At 72.1% G+C, this 16,114-nt stretch carries 18 protein-coding genes; 5 read left to right on the forward strand and 13 right to left on the reverse strand.

Going from position 1 to position 16,114, the window contains the following annotated elements:
* Positions 1–30: 30 nt before the first annotated feature.
* The 9 genes from ACH4DZ_RS16995 to hisD all read right to left on the reverse strand — a co-directional run bounded on the left by ACH4DZ_RS16995 (position 31) and on the right by hisD (position 6,665).
* Entirely contained in the window at positions 31–618 is a 588-nt protein-coding gene (locus ACH4DZ_RS16995) for a helix-turn-helix domain-containing protein (protein ID WP_398287907.1), read from the reverse strand.
* Positions 619–791: 173 nt separating this feature from the next.
* Entirely contained in the window at positions 792–1,547 is a 756-nt protein-coding gene (gene hisF, locus ACH4DZ_RS17000) for an imidazole glycerol phosphate synthase subunit HisF (RefSeq protein ID WP_398287908.1), read from the reverse strand.
* A complete protein-coding gene (locus tag ACH4DZ_RS17005) occupies positions 1,544–1,972 on the reverse strand; it encodes a RidA family protein (RefSeq protein ID WP_398287909.1) in 429 nt (142 codons plus the stop codon). Before ACH4DZ_RS17005 ends, hisF begins: the two co-directional genes overlap by 4 nt.
* Positions 1,969–2,694: a bifunctional 1-(5-phosphoribosyl)-5-((5-phosphoribosylamino)methylideneamino)imidazole-4-carboxamide isomerase/phosphoribosylanthranilate isomerase PriA gene (gene priA, locus ACH4DZ_RS17010; RefSeq protein ID WP_398287911.1), complete on the reverse strand. Its 726-nt coding sequence runs from the start codon at positions 2,692–2,694 to the stop codon at positions 1,969–1,971. Before priA ends, ACH4DZ_RS17005 begins: the two co-directional genes overlap by 4 nt.
* A 3-nt stretch (positions 2,695–2,697) precedes the next feature.
* A complete protein-coding gene (gene hisH, locus ACH4DZ_RS17015) occupies positions 2,698–3,348 on the reverse strand; it encodes an imidazole glycerol phosphate synthase subunit HisH (RefSeq protein WP_398287912.1) in 651 nt (216 codons plus the stop codon).
* Positions 3,339–3,503 carry a hypothetical protein gene (locus tag ACH4DZ_RS17020; protein WP_398287913.1) on the reverse strand — a complete coding sequence of 55 codons (165 nt, stop codon included), beginning with the start codon at positions 3,501–3,503 and terminating at the stop codon, positions 3,339–3,341. The genes hisH and ACH4DZ_RS17020 overlap by 10 nt, the downstream gene beginning before the upstream one ends.
* Positions 3,504–3,505: 2 nt before the next feature.
* Positions 3,506–4,099 (reverse strand): imidazoleglycerol-phosphate dehydratase HisB, encoded by a 594-nt coding sequence (hisB, locus tag ACH4DZ_RS17025; RefSeq protein WP_055518513.1) that lies wholly within the window; start codon positions 4,097–4,099, stop codon positions 3,506–3,508.
* Positions 4,096–5,286: a histidinol-phosphate transaminase gene (locus ACH4DZ_RS17030; protein WP_398288304.1), complete on the reverse strand. Its 1,191-nt coding sequence runs from the start codon at positions 5,284–5,286 to the stop codon at positions 4,096–4,098. The genes hisB and ACH4DZ_RS17030 overlap by 4 nt, the downstream gene beginning before the upstream one ends.
* A gap of 59 nt (positions 5,287–5,345) precedes the next feature.
* On the reverse strand, positions 5,346–6,665 hold the full coding sequence (hisD, locus tag ACH4DZ_RS17035; RefSeq protein ID WP_398287914.1) for a histidinol dehydrogenase: 1,320 nt from the start codon (positions 6,663–6,665) through the stop codon (positions 5,346–5,348).
* 230 nt (positions 6,666–6,895) lie between these two features.
* On the opposite strand from hisD, the gene ACH4DZ_RS17040 reads away from it, so the two are divergent.
* The 4 genes from ACH4DZ_RS17040 to ybaK all read left to right on the forward strand — a co-directional run bounded on the left by ACH4DZ_RS17040 (position 6,896) and on the right by ybaK (position 10,983).
* Entirely contained in the window at positions 6,896–8,476 is a 1,581-nt protein-coding gene (locus ACH4DZ_RS17040; RefSeq protein ID WP_398287915.1) for an oxidoreductase, read from the forward strand.
* A 196-nt stretch (positions 8,477–8,672) separates the two neighbouring features.
* On the forward strand, positions 8,673–9,716 hold the full coding sequence (locus ACH4DZ_RS17045; RefSeq protein WP_398287916.1) for a hypothetical protein: 1,044 nt from the start codon (positions 8,673–8,675) through the stop codon (positions 9,714–9,716).
* 11 nt (positions 9,717–9,727) lie between these two features.
* Positions 9,728–10,468 (forward strand): LON peptidase substrate-binding domain-containing protein, encoded by a 741-nt coding sequence (locus ACH4DZ_RS17050; protein ID WP_398287917.1) that lies wholly within the window; start codon positions 9,728–9,730, stop codon positions 10,466–10,468.
* A gap of 11 nt (positions 10,469–10,479) precedes the next feature.
* A complete protein-coding gene (gene ybaK, locus ACH4DZ_RS17055; RefSeq protein WP_398287918.1) occupies positions 10,480–10,983 on the forward strand; it encodes a Cys-tRNA(Pro) deacylase in 504 nt (167 codons plus the stop codon).
* Between the two features lie 311 nt (positions 10,984–11,294).
* Here the strand turns inward: ybaK and ACH4DZ_RS17060 are convergent, their stop codons facing one another.
* From ACH4DZ_RS17060 to ACH4DZ_RS17075, 4 genes are all read right to left on the reverse strand, one after another.
* Positions 11,295–11,924, reverse strand: a complete 630-nt coding sequence (locus tag ACH4DZ_RS17060) for an AAA family ATPase (protein WP_398287919.1) — start codon at positions 11,922–11,924, stop codon at positions 11,295–11,297.
* A gap of 34 nt (positions 11,925–11,958) precedes the next feature.
* Positions 11,959–12,810: an ABC transporter permease gene (locus tag ACH4DZ_RS17065; RefSeq protein WP_398287920.1), complete on the reverse strand. Its 852-nt coding sequence runs from the start codon at positions 12,808–12,810 to the stop codon at positions 11,959–11,961.
* 130 nt (positions 12,811–12,940) lie between these two features.
* Complete coding sequence (locus ACH4DZ_RS17070; RefSeq protein WP_398287921.1) at positions 12,941–13,972, reverse strand: ABC transporter ATP-binding protein; 1,032 nt, start codon at positions 13,970–13,972, stop codon at positions 12,941–12,943.
* 314 nt (positions 13,973–14,286) lie between these two features.
* Complete coding sequence (locus ACH4DZ_RS17075; protein ID WP_398287922.1) at positions 14,287–15,555, reverse strand: NYN domain-containing protein; 1,269 nt, start codon at positions 15,553–15,555, stop codon at positions 14,287–14,289.
* Between the two features lie 232 nt (positions 15,556–15,787).
* On the opposite strand from ACH4DZ_RS17075, the gene ACH4DZ_RS17080 reads away from it, so the two are divergent.
* Positions 15,788–15,967 carry a hypothetical protein gene (locus ACH4DZ_RS17080; RefSeq protein ID WP_398287923.1) on the forward strand — a complete coding sequence of 60 codons (180 nt, stop codon included), beginning with the start codon at positions 15,788–15,790 and terminating at the stop codon, positions 15,965–15,967.
* Positions 15,968–16,114 lie beyond the last annotated feature (147 nt).

Consider the following 16,114-nt stretch of genomic DNA (forward strand, 5'->3'; position numbering starts at 1 on the left):
GTCGGTGGCCTCTCTCGGACGCACGGACTGTCAGGTGCGGAACGGGAACGCGAGCGCGTGCAGCGCGACGTTCTCGCGCCCCTCGGTCGCGCCGGCGGCCTCGGCGGCACGCCCCTTCTCGTCGTACTTCTTCGCGAGGGCCAGCAGCTCCGCGCTCAGCTCGGCGAGTTCGGCGGCGGTCAGCCGCAGCAGGGACTCGTTGTCCGGGGCGGCGGAGTTCCACTCGGGGCCCCAGATGAGGCGTTCGTCGAGGTAGCGGCGGTACATGTCGGACCGCTGCTGGTGGAAGAGCCGGGTGGCGGCGAGGTGTGCGGCGGCCCGCTCCGGAACGTCCCGGAAGTCCTGGTCCCTGAGGCTCACACCCTGGGTGGCGGGCTGCCACCAGCGCTCGCGGGCGTCGCCGCTCTGTGGGTCGGCCGCCTCGATCAGTCCGTGCTCGGCCAGTTTGCGCAGGTGGTAGCTGACCAGGGAGACGGCTTCGTCGACCTGCTCGGCGAGCTGGGAGGCGGTGGCGGTGCGGGCCACGCACAGGCCCCGGTACAGCTGCATCCGCAAGGGGTGGGCGAGGGCCTTGAGGGTGCCCAGGTCCGTGATCGGGTGGTTCTCCGTGCCGGTCATGACAGCACCGTAGATACAAAAGAAAAGTTGCGCAATAAAAACTGCGCAACTTTTCTTTCCCATCTCGCGGGTTCCCTCCCGCAGCTTCCCGTCCCGCGGTTCGGCACGGGGAAGAGCCCCGGCCGCTCGGCGGTCGGGGCTCTCGTCCGTGTCGGTTCAGCTTCGGTGGGGCGTCACCGTACGGGGTGTCCGGCCTCCCGCAGCGACTGCTTCACCTGGCCGATCCTCAGATCGCCGAAGTGGAAGACGGAGGCGGCGAGCACGGCGTCCGCGCCCGCGGTGACGGCCGGCGGGAAGTCGGCGAGGCTGCCCGCGCCGCCAGAGGCGATGACCGGGACCGTGACGTGCTTGCGCACGGCCCCGATCATCTCCAGGTCGTAGCCGTCCTTGGTGCCGTCGGCGTCCATCGAGTTGAGCAGGATCTCGCCCGCGCCCAGCTCGGCGGCCCGGTGCGCCCACTCGACGGCGTCGATGCCGGTGCCCTCGCGACCGCCGTGGGTGGTCACCTCGAAGGTTCCGGCGGCCGTCCTGCGCGCGTCCACCGACAGGACCAGCACCTGCCGTCCGAAGCGCTCCGCGATCTCGCGGATCAGGTCGGGTCGGGCGATGGCGGCGGTGTTCACGCCGACCTTGTCGGCCCCGGCCCGCAGCAGCTTGTCGACGTCCTCGGCGGTGCGTACGCCGCCGCCCACCGTGAGCGGGATGAACACCTGCTCGGCGGTGCGGCGCACCACGTCGTAGGTGGTCTCACGGTTGCCGGAGGACGCGGTGATGTCCAGGAACGTCAGCTCGTCGGCGCCCTCGGCGTCGTACACCTTGGCCATCTCGACGGGGTCGCCCGCGTCACGCAGGTTCTGGAAGTTGACGCCCTTGACGACCCGGCCGTTGTCGACGTCCAGGCAGGGGATGACGCGTACGGCGAGGGTCATGAGCCGGACTCCCCGCCGGATGCCGCCTCCCGGCCCGCCGCCTCCCGGTACGCCTCCACCTCGACCTCGACCACCAGGCCGGGGTCCACGAAACCGGAGACGATGATCATCGAGGCGGCCGGCCGGACCGCGTCGAAGAACTCCTTGTGGGCGCGGCCGATGTCCTCCACGTCCCGGGCGTGCGTGAGGTACATGCGCGTACGGACGACGTGCTCGCGACCGAGGCCGAGCTGCTCCAGGGCCGCGAGGGCGACCTTGAAGGAGTTGACGGCCTGCTCGTACGGGCCTCCCCCGGCGATCTGGCCGTCCACCACGGAGGTGCAGCCGGCGACCAGCACCAGGCCGTTCGGCAGTTCCACCGCGCGGGAGTAGCCGAAGGCCTCTTCCCAGGGTGCGCCGGTCGTGACGCGTCGTACGGCACTCATCCGGCCACCGCCGCGAGTGCCTCTTCCAGGGTGAAGGCCTCGGCGTACAGGGCCTTGCCGACGATCGCGCCCTCGACGCCGAGGGAGACGAGCTCGGCGATCGCGCGGAGGTCGTCCAGCGAGGACACGCCTCCGGAGGCGACGACGGGTCGGTCGGTGGCCGCGCAGACGTTCTTCAGGAGCTCCAGGTTCGGCCCCTGGAGCGTGCCGTCCTTGGCGATGTCGGTGACGACGTACCGCGCGCAGCCCTCCTTGTCGAGGCGCTCCAGCGTCTCGTAGAGGTCGCCGCCGTCCCGGGTCCAGCCGCGTCCGCGCAGGGTGGTGCCGCGTACGTCGAGGCCGACCGCGATCTTGTCGCCGTGCTCGGCGATGATTTTGGCGACCCATTCGGGGGTCTCCAGGGCGGCGGTGCCGAGGTTCACGCGGGTGCAGCCGGTGGCGAGGGCCGCGGCGAGCGTGTCGTCGTCGCGGATGCCGCCGGACAGCTCCACCTTGATGTCCATGGCGCGGGCGACCTCGGCGATCAGCGCGCGGTTGTCGCCCGTGCCGAACGCGGCGTCCAGGTCCACCAGGTGCAGCCACTCGGCGCCGGACCGCTGCCAGGCGAGGGCGGCGTCGAGCGGGGAACCGTACGAGGTCTCCGTGCCGGACTCGCCGTGCACGAGCCGGACGGCCTGGCCGTCGCGGACGTCGACGGCGGGGAGGAGTTCGAGCTTGGCCATGGTCTACAGGGTTCCGATCCAGTTGGTGAGCAGCTGGGCTCCGGCGTCGCCGGACTTCTCGGGGTGGAACTGGGTGGCCCACAGGGCGCCGTTCTCGACGGCCGCCACGAAGGGCTTGCCGTGCGTGGACCAGGTGACGAGCGGTGAGCGCATCGCCGGGTTCGCGGTCTCCAGGGACCAGTCGTGGACGGCGTACGAGTGCACGAAGTAGAAGCGCGCGTCGGCGTCGAGGCCGGCGAAGAGCTGGGTGCCCGCCGGCGGCTCGACGGTGTTCCAGCCCATGTGGGGGACGATGTCGGCCTGCAGCGGCTCGACCGAGCCGGGCCACTCGTCGAGGCCCTCGGTCTCGACGCCGTGTTCGATGCCGCGCTCGAAGAGGATCTGCATACCGACGCAGATGCCCAGGACCGGGCGCCCGCCGGCGAGGCGGCGGCCGACGATCCAGTCGCCGCGCGCCTCCCGCAGGCCCTTCATGCAGGCGGCGAAGGCGCCGACGCCCGGTACCAGCAGCCCGTCCGCGTTCATGGCCCTGTCGAAGTCACGGGTGATCTCGACCTCGGCGCCCGCGCGCGCGAGAGCGCGTTCGGCGGACCGGACGTTCCCGAAGCCGTAGTCGAAGACGACGACCCGCTTGGAGGAGGTACTCAATTCCACACCTCCAGGCGGACGACACCGGCCACGAGGCACATGGCCGCGCCGATGGACAGCAGGACGATGAGGCTCCTGGGCATCTGCTGCTTGACGAAGGAGTAGATGCCGCCGAGCAGGAAGAGCCCGACGACGATCAGGATGGTGGAGAGGCCGCTCATGCTTACAGCGCGCCCTTCGTGGAGGGAAGGATGCCCGCCGCGCGCGGGTCGCGCTCGGAGGCGTACCGCAGGGCCCGGGCGAGCGCCTTGAACTGGCACTCCACGATGTGGTGGGCGTTGCGCCCGTACGGCACGTGCACGTGCAGGGCGATCTGCGCCTGGGCGACGAAGGACTCCAGGATGTGCCGGGTCATCGTCGTGTCGTACTCGCCGATCATCGGCGCCATCTTCTCGGGCTCGGTGTGCACGAGGTAGGGGCGGCCGGAGAGGTCGACGGTGACCTGGGCGAGCGACTCGTCCAGCGGGACGGTGCAGTTGCCGAAGCGGTAGATGCCGACCTTGTCGCCGAGTGCCTGCTTGAAGGCGCCGCCCAGGGCGAGGGCGGTGTCCTCGATGGTGTGGTGCGAGTCGATGTGCAGGTCGCCCTCGGTCTTCACGGTCAGGTCGAAGAGACCGTGCCGGCCGAGCTGGTCGAGCATGTGGTCGTAGAAGCCGACGCCTGTCGACACATCGACCTTTCCGCTGCCGTCGAGGTCGATCTCGACGACGACGGAGGTCTCCTTGGTGTTCCGTTCGACACGGCCTACGCGGCTCATGCGCTCTGCTCCTTCGGGGGTGCGGGGGTGTCCCCCACGGGCACGGATGTCTGCAACTCACGCGGCAGTGCGCGTGACAGCTCACGCGGCAGCTCACGGACCGCGTCGAGGAACGCGTCGTTCTCGGCGGGGGTGCCTGCGGTGACCCGCAGCCATCCCGGTACGCCGTTGTCCCGGACCAGGACGCCCCGGTCGAGGATCCGCCGCCAGGCCTCGTGCGAGCCGTTCGCGCCGTCGAACCGTCCGAACTGGACGAAGTTGGCGTCGGACTCGGTCACCGCGAAGCCCAGCGCGCGCAGTTCGGCCACCAGCCGGTCACGCTCGGTCTTCAGCTGCTCGACGTACCCGAGCAGTGTGTCGGTGTGCTCCAGGGCGGCCAGCGCGGTCGCCTGGGTGACGGCCGACAGGTGGTACGGCAGCCGTACGAGCTGGACGGCGTCCACCACCGCCGGGTGGGCGGCGAGGTAGCCGAGGCGCAGCCCGGCCGCGCCGAACGCCTTGGACATGGTGCGCGAGACGACGAGATTCGGCCGATCTTCGAGCAGCGGCAGCAGTGACTCACCGTGACTGAACTCGACGTACGCCTCGTCCACGACGACCATCGCGCCGGCGGTTCCGGCCCTGGCCGCCTGCGCCGCCTCGTACAGCGCGAGGACCGTGGCGGGCGGCACCGCGTTGCCCGTGGGGTTGTTGGGGGTGGTGATGAACACGACGTCGGGCCGGTGCTCGGCGATGGCCTTCTCGGCCGCGGCCACGTCGATCGTGAAGTCGTCGTTGCGGGGGCCGGAGATCCATCCGGTCCCGGTGCCGCGCGAGATCAGCCCGTGCATCGAGTACGAGGGCTCGAAGCCGATCGCGGTGCGGCCGGGCCCGCCGAAGGTCTGCAGCAACTGTTGGATGACCTCGTTCGAGCCGTTGGCCGCCCACACGTTCTCGACACCGACGACGTGCTTGCCGGTCTTCGTCAGGTAGGCGGCCAGTTCGGTGCGCAGCTCCACCGCGTCCCGGTCGGGGTAGCGGTTGAGGTGGCGCGCGGCCTCGCGCACCCGCTCGGTGATCCGCTCGACGAGCGGTTCGGGCAGCGGGTACGGGTTCTCGTTGGTGTTGAGCCGTACGGGCACGTCGAGCTGGGGCGCGCCGTACGGGGACTTTCCGCGCAGCTCGTCGCGGACGGGCAGGTCTTCCATACCGAAGGAGCTGCCGGGGGAGCTGTCGGAGGAGCTGCTGGAGGAACCGCCGGGAGTACTCACTTGCCGGGCACCTTCCAGCCGAACCGGGCCTTGACCGCCGCACCGTGGGCGGGAAGGTCCTCCGCCTCCGCGAGCGTCACCACGTGGTGGGCGACCTCGGCCAGCGCGTCGCGCGTGTAGTCGACGATGTGGATGCCGCGGAGGAACGACTGGACGGACAGACCCGAGGAGTGGCAGGCGCAGCCGCCGGTCGGCAGGACGTGGTTGGAGCCGGCCGCGTAGTCGCCGAGCGAGACGGGCGCCCAGGGGCCGACGAAGACCGCGCCGGCGTTGGTGACCCGGTCGGCGACCGCGTGCGCGTCGGCCGTCTGGATCTCCAGGTGCTCGGCGCCGTAGGCGTTGACCACCCGCAGGCCCTCCTCCACGCCGTCGACCAGCACGATCGCGGACTGCCTGCCGCCGAGCGCCGGGACGATCCGGTCCTCGATGTGCTTGGTGGCGGCGACCTGCGGTTCCAGTTCCTCGGCGACCGCGTCGGCCAGCTCGACCGAGTCGGTGACGAGGACGGCGGCGGCGAGCGGGTCGTGCTCGGCCTGGCTGATCAGGTCGGAGGCGACGTGCACGGGGTCGGCGCTCCGGTCGGCGAGGATCGCGATCTCGGTCGGCCCGGCCTCGGCGTCGATGCCGATCCGGCCCGCGAAGTAGCGCTTGGCGGCGGCGACCCAGATGTTGCCGGGGCCCGTGACCATGTTGGCGGGCGGGCAGGACTCGGTGCCGTACGCGAACATCGCCACGGCGGTCGCGCCGCCGGCCGCGTACACCTCGTCGACGCCGAGCAGCGCGCAGGCGGCCAGGATCGTCGGGTGCGGCAGGCCGCCGAAGTCGGCCTGGGCGGGCGAGGCGAGCGCGATGGACTCGACGCCGGCCTCCTGCGCCGGGACCACGTTCATGATCACGGATGACGGGTAGACCGACCGGCCGCCGGGCGCGTACAGCCCGACGCGGTCGACGGGCACCCACTTCTCGGTCACCGAGCCGCCGGGGACCACCTGGGTGGTGTGCGTGGCGCGGCGCTGCTCGCGATGGACGATACGGGCGCGGCGGATCGACTCCTCCAGGGCCGCGCGGACGGCCGTGTCGAGCTGTTCGAGCGCGTCCGTGAGGGCCTGCGCGGGGACCCGTACGGACTCCAGGCGTACGCCGTCGAACTTCTCCGCGTAGTCGATCAGCGCCGCGTCGCCGCGATGATGCACGGCCTCGCAGATCGGACGCACCTTCTCCAGGGCGGCCGAGACGTCGAAGTCGGCTCGGGGCAGCAGGTCGCGCAGGGCGGGGCCCTCGGGGAGGGCGTCGCCGCGCAGATCGATGCGGGCCATAGCGAAATGTTGCAGCACGTAGCTAATTCTCTCAGACGGCCGTCGGGCATCGGGCGGCTGTATCAATCGCTGATACGAGCCGGGGATCATCGGTCGGCTCGTGGCTTGATCCAGCCCTCCGTAGTCACTGACAGTCACCATGGTCACTCTCGGCGTTCAGACGCCGACTCAGCGGGCATCACAGTGACGGTTGTACGAACTCGCGAGTAACTGAGGGGTGAGAGAACACCGTGACCGACGGGGCCGGCCTGCGCGTCGGCGAACTGCCCGACGACCTGAGCGCGGCCGAGGCCGGCATGTGGCAGGCGTTCCGCAACGGCAGCGTGTACGACCTGCGGGCCGGGGACACCGTCGCCGACGATCCGCACGGTGACCATCCCTGGGGCCCCGAGCGCACGGTACGGGCCAGGATCGTGTGCTGGCTGCTGCTGAACGGCCCGCCCGCGCTGGACGGCCGCGTGGCCTCCCTCAAGCTGGCCGGGGTGCGGATCGTCGACCCGCTCGATCTCGCGGGCGGCACGGTCGAGCCGTACGTCGAGATGAAGGGCTGCCGCTTCGACAAGGAGATCCTGCTGCCGGAGTCCCGGTTCACGACCCTGCGGCTGGTGGACTGCGCGATACCGCGGCTGGAGGCGGCCCGGCTGCACACCGAGGGCGATCTGCATCTGCCGCGCTGCCGCTTCTACAACGGCGTGCGCCTCACCGACGCGCAGATAGGCACGGACCTGCTGCTCAACCAGGCGGTGATCTACCGGGACCGGCGCGACAACTCCCTCGTCGGCGACGGGATGACCATCGGCCAGGATCTGCAGGCCGAGATGATGGAGTCGCACGGCGAACTGAGCCTGCGCGGCGCGAAGGTGGGCGTCTCGCTCAGCCTGCGCGGCAGCCGGCTGGCCAATCCGTACGGGCGCCGGGCGCTGAACGCACCGCAGCTGACCGTCGAGCGCACCATGTATCTGACCCCCGCGGGTATCGGCGACCCCGTGCTGACCAGCGGCCGGACCCCCGCGCGCGGCACCCGCGTGCAGCGGTTCGAGTGCGAGGGCGGGATCCGGCTCGACGACGGCAGGTTCGGCGACGCGGTGGACTTCGAGCAGGCCCGCCTCACCCTGCGCGACGACCAGGAGATCTCGCTGCGCCGCGTCCAGGTGCCCGAGCTGCGGTTCCTCGGCCGGCGTCCGCAGCGCGGGCGGGTCGTGCTGAACGGGGCGCGGGTGGTCACCCTCATCGACCAGGCGACCAGCTGGCCGGGCGCGGGCCAGCTGCAGATGGGCGGCTTCCAGTACGAGTACCTGGTGCCGCGCGGCCCGTTCCCGCTGATCCGGCGCCTGCAGTGGGTGGCCGCCGCCACGCCCGAGTACAACCCTGAGCCGTACGAGCGGCTGGCGACCGTGCTGCGCAACGGCGGCGAGGACGAGGAGGCGCGCGAGGTGCTGCTCGCCAAGCAGCGCCACCGCCGCGAGAACCTGCCGATCGCGGCCAAGCTGTGGGGGTACGCGCAGGACTGGACGGTCGCCTACGGATACCGGCCGGGACGGGCCGCCTTGTGGATGGCGGTGCTGTGGGCGGCGACCTCGCTCGCCTTCTCCCACGCCGACCATCCGCCGCTCAAGAGCGGTGAGCATCCGCCGTGGAACCCGACGCTGTTCGCCCTGGACCTGCTGCTGCCGCTCATCGACCTCGGCCAGGCCGGTTTCTGGCAGCTGCGCGGCGGCTGGCAGTGGCTGTCCGCCGTGGTGATCCTGCTCGGCTGGGTCCTGGCGACGACGGTGGCGGCGGGCGCGACCCGCACACTCCGCAGGGGCTGAGCGGCGGGTGAGCGGCGGTTGTCGCGCGGGGCGACCGGCTCCGGCGGCACGGGTGCCGCACAGCGGCCCGACACCTGAGCGACAGTCACCTTTTACCTGCCCTTGACCGTTTCTCACGCAACCAAACCAGGGTTACGAAAGCGTCACCGCGCACCCCCTGGTACGGGTCCGACCTGCGGTTTTCAATGGACCCACCATGGCACTGCTGCGAGCGCTCCTCCGTACGGTCCGGATGGCGCGGAACACTTCGGGTCTCGCCGCCGGTCTGCCCGACGACGACGAGGTGCTGCTCGACGCCCCCGACGAGCGGCTCGGCCCGGCCCTGGTCGCGGCGGGCCGCGGCGAGTACGGCCCGGCGGGCAAGCTGCTGTCCACCACCCGCGAGTCCGCCGAGTGGGAGAACCGGGACCGGTACGCGACCCGCCTCGCGGCCTTCGCCCTCTCCCGCGGCGAGTGGTTCGACGACTGGCGCTCCGCCGCCCCGCACGACCCGGACGCGGCCCTGGTCAAGGCCGAACTTGCGGTGTGCCGGAGCTGGCGGTCACCGGCCCGCGCCGAGCTGCTGCGCCAGGTCGGACCACTGATCTCCGTCGCCGCCGAGGGCGCCCCGCGCGACCCCGTGCCGTGGCGGATCGCGCTGGACCACGCCCGTGGCACGAACGCGCCGCACACCGAGTTCGAGCAGCTGTGGGCGCAGGCCGTGCGCCGCTCCCCGCACCACTACGGCTGCCATGTGGCCGCCCTGCAGTACCTGTCCGCCGCCTGGTACGGCTCACACCGCGAGTGCTTCGACTTCGCCGAGCGCGCCGCCCACGACGCGCTGCCCGGCTCCCTGGTCCAGGCGCTGCCCGTGCGGGCGGCCTTCGCCTATCTGACCGAGGACGGCGGGGCCGCCGTCGGCCGCGAGCGCCTCGACTCGGCGGCCGACCTGGCGATCGCACTCTCCGCGGAGTACGAGGACGCCGACCCGTGGCCCGCCGAGGTCCGCAATCTCCTCACCTATGTGCTGGTCAGACTGGAACGCTGGGAGGACGCGCTGGAGCAACTGCGCCGGATCGGCCCGTACGCCACCTCGTTCCCCTGGGACCGGATCTCGGACGATCCGCTCGGCCAGTTCCTCGAACTGCGCGACGGGATCCGGATCCAGGTGGCCTCGGAGCGGCCCCTGAGGACACGGATCGGGGATCTTCCCCATCCACGGAGTGAGCACGGCGGACGTACGCCCTCCGGTGACCATTAGGCTTTCGCGTCGTGACCACCGTCCGGCTCCCACTCTTCCCCCTGAACTCGGTGCTGTTTCCCGGGCTCGTCCTGCCGCTGAACATCTTCGAGGAGCGTTATCGCGCGATGATGCGCGATCTGCTCAAGACCCCCGAGGACGAACCGCGCCGGTTCGCCGTCGTCGCCATCCGCGACGGCCACGAGGTCGCGGCCACCTCGCCCGGTATGCCCGACCAGACGGCCGTACCGCAGCGCGGGCCCTCGGCCGGCTTCGGCGACGAACCGCTGAAGGCCTTCCACGCGGTGGGCTGTATCGCCGACGCGGCGACCATCCGGGAGCGGGCCGACGGCAGCTTCGAGGTACTGGCCACCGGGACGACCCGGGTACGGCTGGCCTCCGTGGACGCTTCAGGGGCCTATCTGACGGCCGAACTGGAGGAACTGCCGGAGGAGCCCGGCGAGGAGGCCGGGGCGCTGGCGGAAGGGGTGCTGCGGGCCTTCCGGCAGTACCAGAAGCGGCTGGCGGGCGCGCGGGAGCGGTCTCTCGCGACCGGGGCCGATCTGCCGGACGAGCCGTCCGTCGTCTCGTACCTGGTCGCGGCGGCGGCGATGCTGGACGTCCCGGCGAAGCAGCGGCTGCTCCAGGCACCGGACACGGCGTCCCGGCTGCGCGAGGAGCTGACGCTGCTGCGGGCGGAGACCGCGATCATCCGCAATCTGCCCTCGCTGCCCGCGTCGGAGCTGACGCGCGGGCCGACGAGCCTCAACTGAAGGAACCTCTCTTGGCCAGGAAGGCGAAGAAGCAGCAGCAGGCGGGCGGGACACCGGCGACCGTGGTGCTCGCCGCGGCCGGGGTCGAGTTCACGGTCCACGCCTACGAACACGACCCGGCGCACCCCTCGTACGGGGAGGAGGCCGCCGAGGCCATGGGCGTGTCCCCGGACCGGGTCTTCAAGACGCTGGTCGCGGACGTCGACGGGGACCTGACGGTCGCCGTCGTGCCCGTGGCGGGCTCCCTCGACCTGAAGGCGCTGGCGGCGGCGGTGGGCGGCAAACGGGCCGCGATGGCCGATCCGGCCGCCGCGGAACGCACCACGGGGTACGTCCGCGGGGGCATCTCGCCGCTCGGGCAGCGCAAACGGCTGCGTACGGTGCTGGACGCGTCCGCGCGCGGGCACGCCACGATCTGCGTCTCCGCGGGGCGGCGGGGGCTGGAGGTCGAGCTCGCCCCCGACGACCTCGCGCGGCTCACCGGTGCGGTGGTGGCGGACGTCGGGCGGGCTTGACCTCTCGACGGGCGTGCGTGGCCTCTCGACGGGGGCCGGGTTCTCGGTTAAGTACCGAGGACATGTCGAAGAAGACGCGTAAGCGGAAGTGGCGTATCCGGAAGGGCCGGGCGAACCACGGGCGCCGACCGTCGTGACCACTCCGCCGGTCCGTGAGTCGGCCCCTGAGTTGTGAGTCGGCCCCCGGTCCGTGGGTCGGCCGCTGGGCCGTAAGTCGGCGCCCCTGTGTTGTGAGTCGGCTGCGGGTGCGTTGTGGCTGGGCGCGCAGTTCCCCGCGCCCCTGTGGGGCTGCCCCACCCCGGGTGGCCGCCCTATGCCTGCGGGTGGTACGGGGACTCGAAGGGGTCCGGGTCCCTCGGGGCGAAGAGGGCTGTCAGGCCCAGGTGGATCAGAAGGGCCGAGACGGACCAGGCGAGCAGCGCGCCCTTGGCGCCGAGTTCCAGCGGGGCGTCGAAGGTGACGCCCTTGCCGGCCCCCTTGGCGTGCGCGACCACGTCCTGGGTGGGGCCGAGCCAGATGCCGAGACGCCAGGCGACCAGGGAGCCGAGGACGCCGCCGACGGTGAGGGCGACGACGAGCGCGATGCCGCCCCCGCGCCGCAGGAGGAACACCCCCAGCGCGCTGACCAGGCCGAGGGCGAGCGCCAGCAGAGTGAACGTTCCGTCCACGCCGATGGCCTGCTCCCCCTCCGTGTCCTTGAGGTAGACGGTGGTGTCGTCCGAGACGAGTGGCACGTGCGGTGCCAGCCACCACCACAGGACGCCGAGCAGCAGTCCGCCGACCGCCATCGCGACCGTGATGACCACGGCCTCGCGCAGCTCTGTCTTCATTCCGGGACCGTCCTCCTGATGACCGAGCCCGTACCCGGCGGGCGGCGCCTGCCAGGCGTCGTGCGGCGGCTGGTGGTGCGGCGGCGGAGGCGGGTTCAGCGGTGCGGTCACACCGACATCGTGCCAGGCCCGCCTGTCGGGCGCGTCACCGGACGGCCGCCCGGCGGTAGGCCCAGGTCGCGACGGCCAGCGAGGCGACACCGACGCCCGCGCACACGGCGAGGTCGAGCAGCACGAGACCCCAGTCCGGGTCCGGCCCGAAGGTCAGCCCGAGCGCCTCCACCCCGTAGGTGGAGGGCATCAGATCACGTGCCCACTGCACGAACGTCGGCAGCCGGTCCGGCGGCAGCACACCGAGCAGCAGCGCGGCGGACATGCCCAACTGGCCCAGCAGTGTAGCCAGTTCGGGGCGGGGCGCGAGCAGTCCGAGCGCCGCGCCGAGCCCGGCCAGCGCCGCGCCCGCGAGCGGGATGACGGCGATGAGGATCCACAGGTGCGTCAGCGGCAGCTGGAAGAGGACGCTGCCCACGACGGCGGTCACGAGCGTCCCCGGCACGGTGAAGGAGGCGTACGCGGCGGCGGCGCCGAGCACGACGGCGGCGGGCGGCACGGGCAGCGTCGCGTAGTGGTCGAGACCGCCGCTGGCGCGCAGCTGGCCGAAGTACTGGGCGAGCAGGTTGAGCGCGACGAACGCGACCACGAGGACCGACGAACCGGCGACCACGGCCCGCGCCTCACCGCCGCCGTCCACGACCCCGCGCATCAGGACCATGATCCCGATCGACTGGAAGGTCGCCACGAACAGCAGCGGGATCCGCGCCACCCTGGCCCGGGAGAGCTGGGCCCGGTAGACGGCGGCCAGCGCCGGCCACAGCCGCGCACGCGGCCCGAGCGCGGCCACGGCACGGGCACCGTCCCCGGTGTCCGTGCCGTGACCGGACCGGCTCCCGTCCGCACGGGCTGCGCCGGGCAGGACCTCGGCGGGTACGACACTCACGTCGAGCGGCTCCTGTTCGCTTCGGCTGTCGTCCTGTACCTGTCTCGTCCGTGCCTGTTGTGTCGGCACGTGTTCCGTCCGCACGTGTTCCGTCCGTACCTGTTCCGTACGGCTGCGGAGGCCCGAATGCTCACGCCTTGACCAACCCCCGTACGCTCCCGGCGCTGCCGCCCAGTGCCAGGTACACGTCCTCCAGGCTCGGCGTGGCGAGCGTGAAGTCGTCCAGGGCCGCGAAGGCGGCGCCGCCGGTGACCGCCGCGACAGCCGCGCGGGCCTCCTCGGGAGAGAGCCGCAGGGACCAGCGACGGCCCGACTCTACGGCGCGGTCACGCAGGGCCGCGACCTCGGGCACGTCGAGCGGGGCGCGCTCGCGCCAGACGAGTTCGAGCCGCACCTCGCCGGCGACCTGTTCCTTGAGCCCGGAGGGGGTGTCGCAGGCGATGACTCGGCCCCGGTCGAGCACGGCGACCCGGTCGAGGACGGTCTCCGCCTCGATGACGTTGTGGGTGACCAGGAGGACCGTCGTGGCGTGCTCGGCCCGGCGCCGGTCGACAGCGCTCCAGACGGCCCGGCGGGCGACGGGGTCCATGCCGGTGGTGGGCTCGTCGAGGACGAGGAAGGGCCGTACGCCGACGAGGGTGGTGGCGAAGCAGGCGAGCCGCCGCTGTCCGCCGGAGAGCTTCTTCAGGGGCCGCGAGGCGAGCGCGGTGAGCCCCAGCTCCTCCAGGACCGCGTCCCGCTCGGCCCGCGCGCTGCGCACGTCGAGCCCGCGCAGCCGGCCGGTGGTCTCCGCGGCGAGCGACACGGTCAGCTCGTCGAGCGCGGTGGACTCCTGCCCGAGGTACGCGAGGATCCGCGACGCCCGCTCGGGGTGGCGCACGATGTCGTGCCCGAGGATCTCGACACTGCCGCGGTCGGGGCGCATCAGCCCGGTCAGCTGGCGTACGAGGGTGGTCTTGCCGGCGCCGTTCGGCCCGAGCAGCCCGAAGATCTCGCCCTGCCGGATGTCGATGCGCACCCCGTCGGTGGCCCGCACCTCGGGTGTCGCGGGTTGCCCGCGCCGGCCGCGCACCGCCGGATACGTCTTCGTAAGATCCCGCACGGCACACACGACATCCCCACCGTGCCCGTCCCGGACTGCCTGTGCGGTGCGCGTACTCACGAGACCCGAGACTACGGGGTCCCACCCCCCGAACAACGCGCGGGTCGGACATACCGTGCCAGGAACGGGCGCCCGGGGCGCCCACCAGGGGCGCGAAAAACCACGCGCCAAGCCCCCACCGCCCCCTCAGGGGCGCGGGGAACGGCGCGACAAGCCCCCACCGGCCCTCAGGGACACACAAACCCGCACCCCATCAGGGGCGCGGGGAACTGCGCGAGCGACCCCCACCGACCCGCAGCCGACACACAACGCCCCGGCACAGCACCGAACCACGCCCACCCGCACCGCTAAAGGCCCGGCAGGCCACCCCCCACCTACTCCCCCGCGGGAGCGTGCTCCGTAGCGGTCCGCACATCGATCTCCCGCCAGAACCCCGCCCGAATCGCATACCGGTCATGCTCATCGATCTGATCGTCCTTGTGCGCGAGCAGCCCGAACCGCGCCGCGTACCGCAACAGCTCCCCGTCGATCCGGTGCGGCACCCGCGGATACATCGTGGACAGCTTCGGCAGCTGCGTCTGGTCGGCCAGCCGCTCCATCCACCGCCGGGCGAACACCTGCCCGACCTCGAACGGATCACCGCCCACCGTGGTGATGTCCTCCTCACGGTCGGCCCACCGCTGCTCGGCCGAGGTGAGCTGCGCGAGCGTCGGCAGCAGCGCGGCCTCCGCGTTCTCGGCGGCGCCGGCGGTGCCGGGCCGGTCCACCCACCCCTTGTCGGACGACCAGCGCAGCGTCGCGTTCGGGGGATGCTGCGCCGCCGAGCCGACGGGCGCACCGGGCGGTCCGGGCGCCCGCAGCGCGGCCAGATCCTTCGGCGTGGGAACGCCCTTCGCGGCCGGCACCCGCGCCTCCGTGCCGTTCTCGCCCGGCGCGGCCTGCGTGTGCTCGTCCTCCGCCACGGTCCGTTCCCCCACGGCCCGCTCACCGGCGGACCCCAGCGTGGAGGTCAGCGCGGACTCGGGCAGCGGCGCGGAGAGGATCGCCGCGATCTCGGGCCGCGGCACGGGCGGTGGCGCGCAGACCCCGCCGAGGTCCTTGGCCCGGACGGCCTTGGTGATCCAGATACGGTCGAGCACCCGCCGCTCGTCGGCCTCGGCGACGAGGTCCTCGGACTGGTTGTAGTCGCCGTCCGCGGCCTGTACGGCCCACAGGTGCACGGCGACCCCGTGCTCCTTGGCGGCCATCATGCCGGGCAGCAGATCCCCGTCGCCGGTGACGAGCACGACGTCGGAGCAGGCACGGTTGCGCGCCAGCTCCGTGAGCTCGGCGTGCATGGCGGCGTCGACGCCCTTCTGCGCCCACCGCCCGTCGCTGCGGGTCAGCGCGCCGAGGCGCACCGTGACCCGGGGCATCACCCGCAGCCTGCGGTGCTCCGGCTGCGGTACGCGGTCGGGGGCGCCGTCGAACCAGTAGATGCGCAGCAGGGGCCGATCCGTCTCGGACTCGGCGCGCTCGCGCAGCCCCTGGATGAGGGCGGCGTGGTCAACGGTGATCCGGGATCGCGAGGGTTCCCCGGCGAGGAGACTGGCAGCGGCCCCGAGCAAATAACCGGCGTCCACCAGGACGATGCAGCGGTCCACGCGATCCACCCTCTTTCCGGGAGGTTTGCTTCGGGCTTCCTTCGAGTCTGCCCGACCACGCGGAGGTTAACGGCCGGAACTCGATCTTCGGCGTGGCGGATCGGCGTATCACTCGCCCACAGACCTTATTACGCACGGTAATTCTCCGAAATGCGCGACTCCTCAGCCTATGTGAGTCTGAGTCCGGCCCTAGGGGGCTTGGGCCCCCTGATCCCCCGTAGGAGGCAGCGTCATGGCCAAGAACAAGAACCGTAAGCAGGGCGGCGAACAGGACCGCTCGTCGCAGCCGGAGCGTACGCAGGAGCAGTCCGAGCGGTCCTCGGCACCGGCACAGCAGTCGCCGGTGTCGCAGATCCAGGGCAGCCCCGCCGATGTCGCCCGCAAGCACCAGAAGCGTTTCGGCCACAACTGAGCCGGGCGCACGGGCCATTACGGCCCAGGCACACGCCGAGGGGCGCACCCGTGCACGGGTGCGCCCCTCGCGCCGGCCCGAAGAACCGGACGTCCGAAGAACCGGACGTCCGAAGAACCGGACGCCTGAAGAACCGGACGCCTGAAG

The sequence above is a fragment of the Streptomyces sp. NPDC017991 genome (assembly GCF_044328075.1).
Taxonomy (GTDB): Bacteria; Actinomycetota; Actinomycetes; order Streptomycetales; family Streptomycetaceae; genus Streptomyces.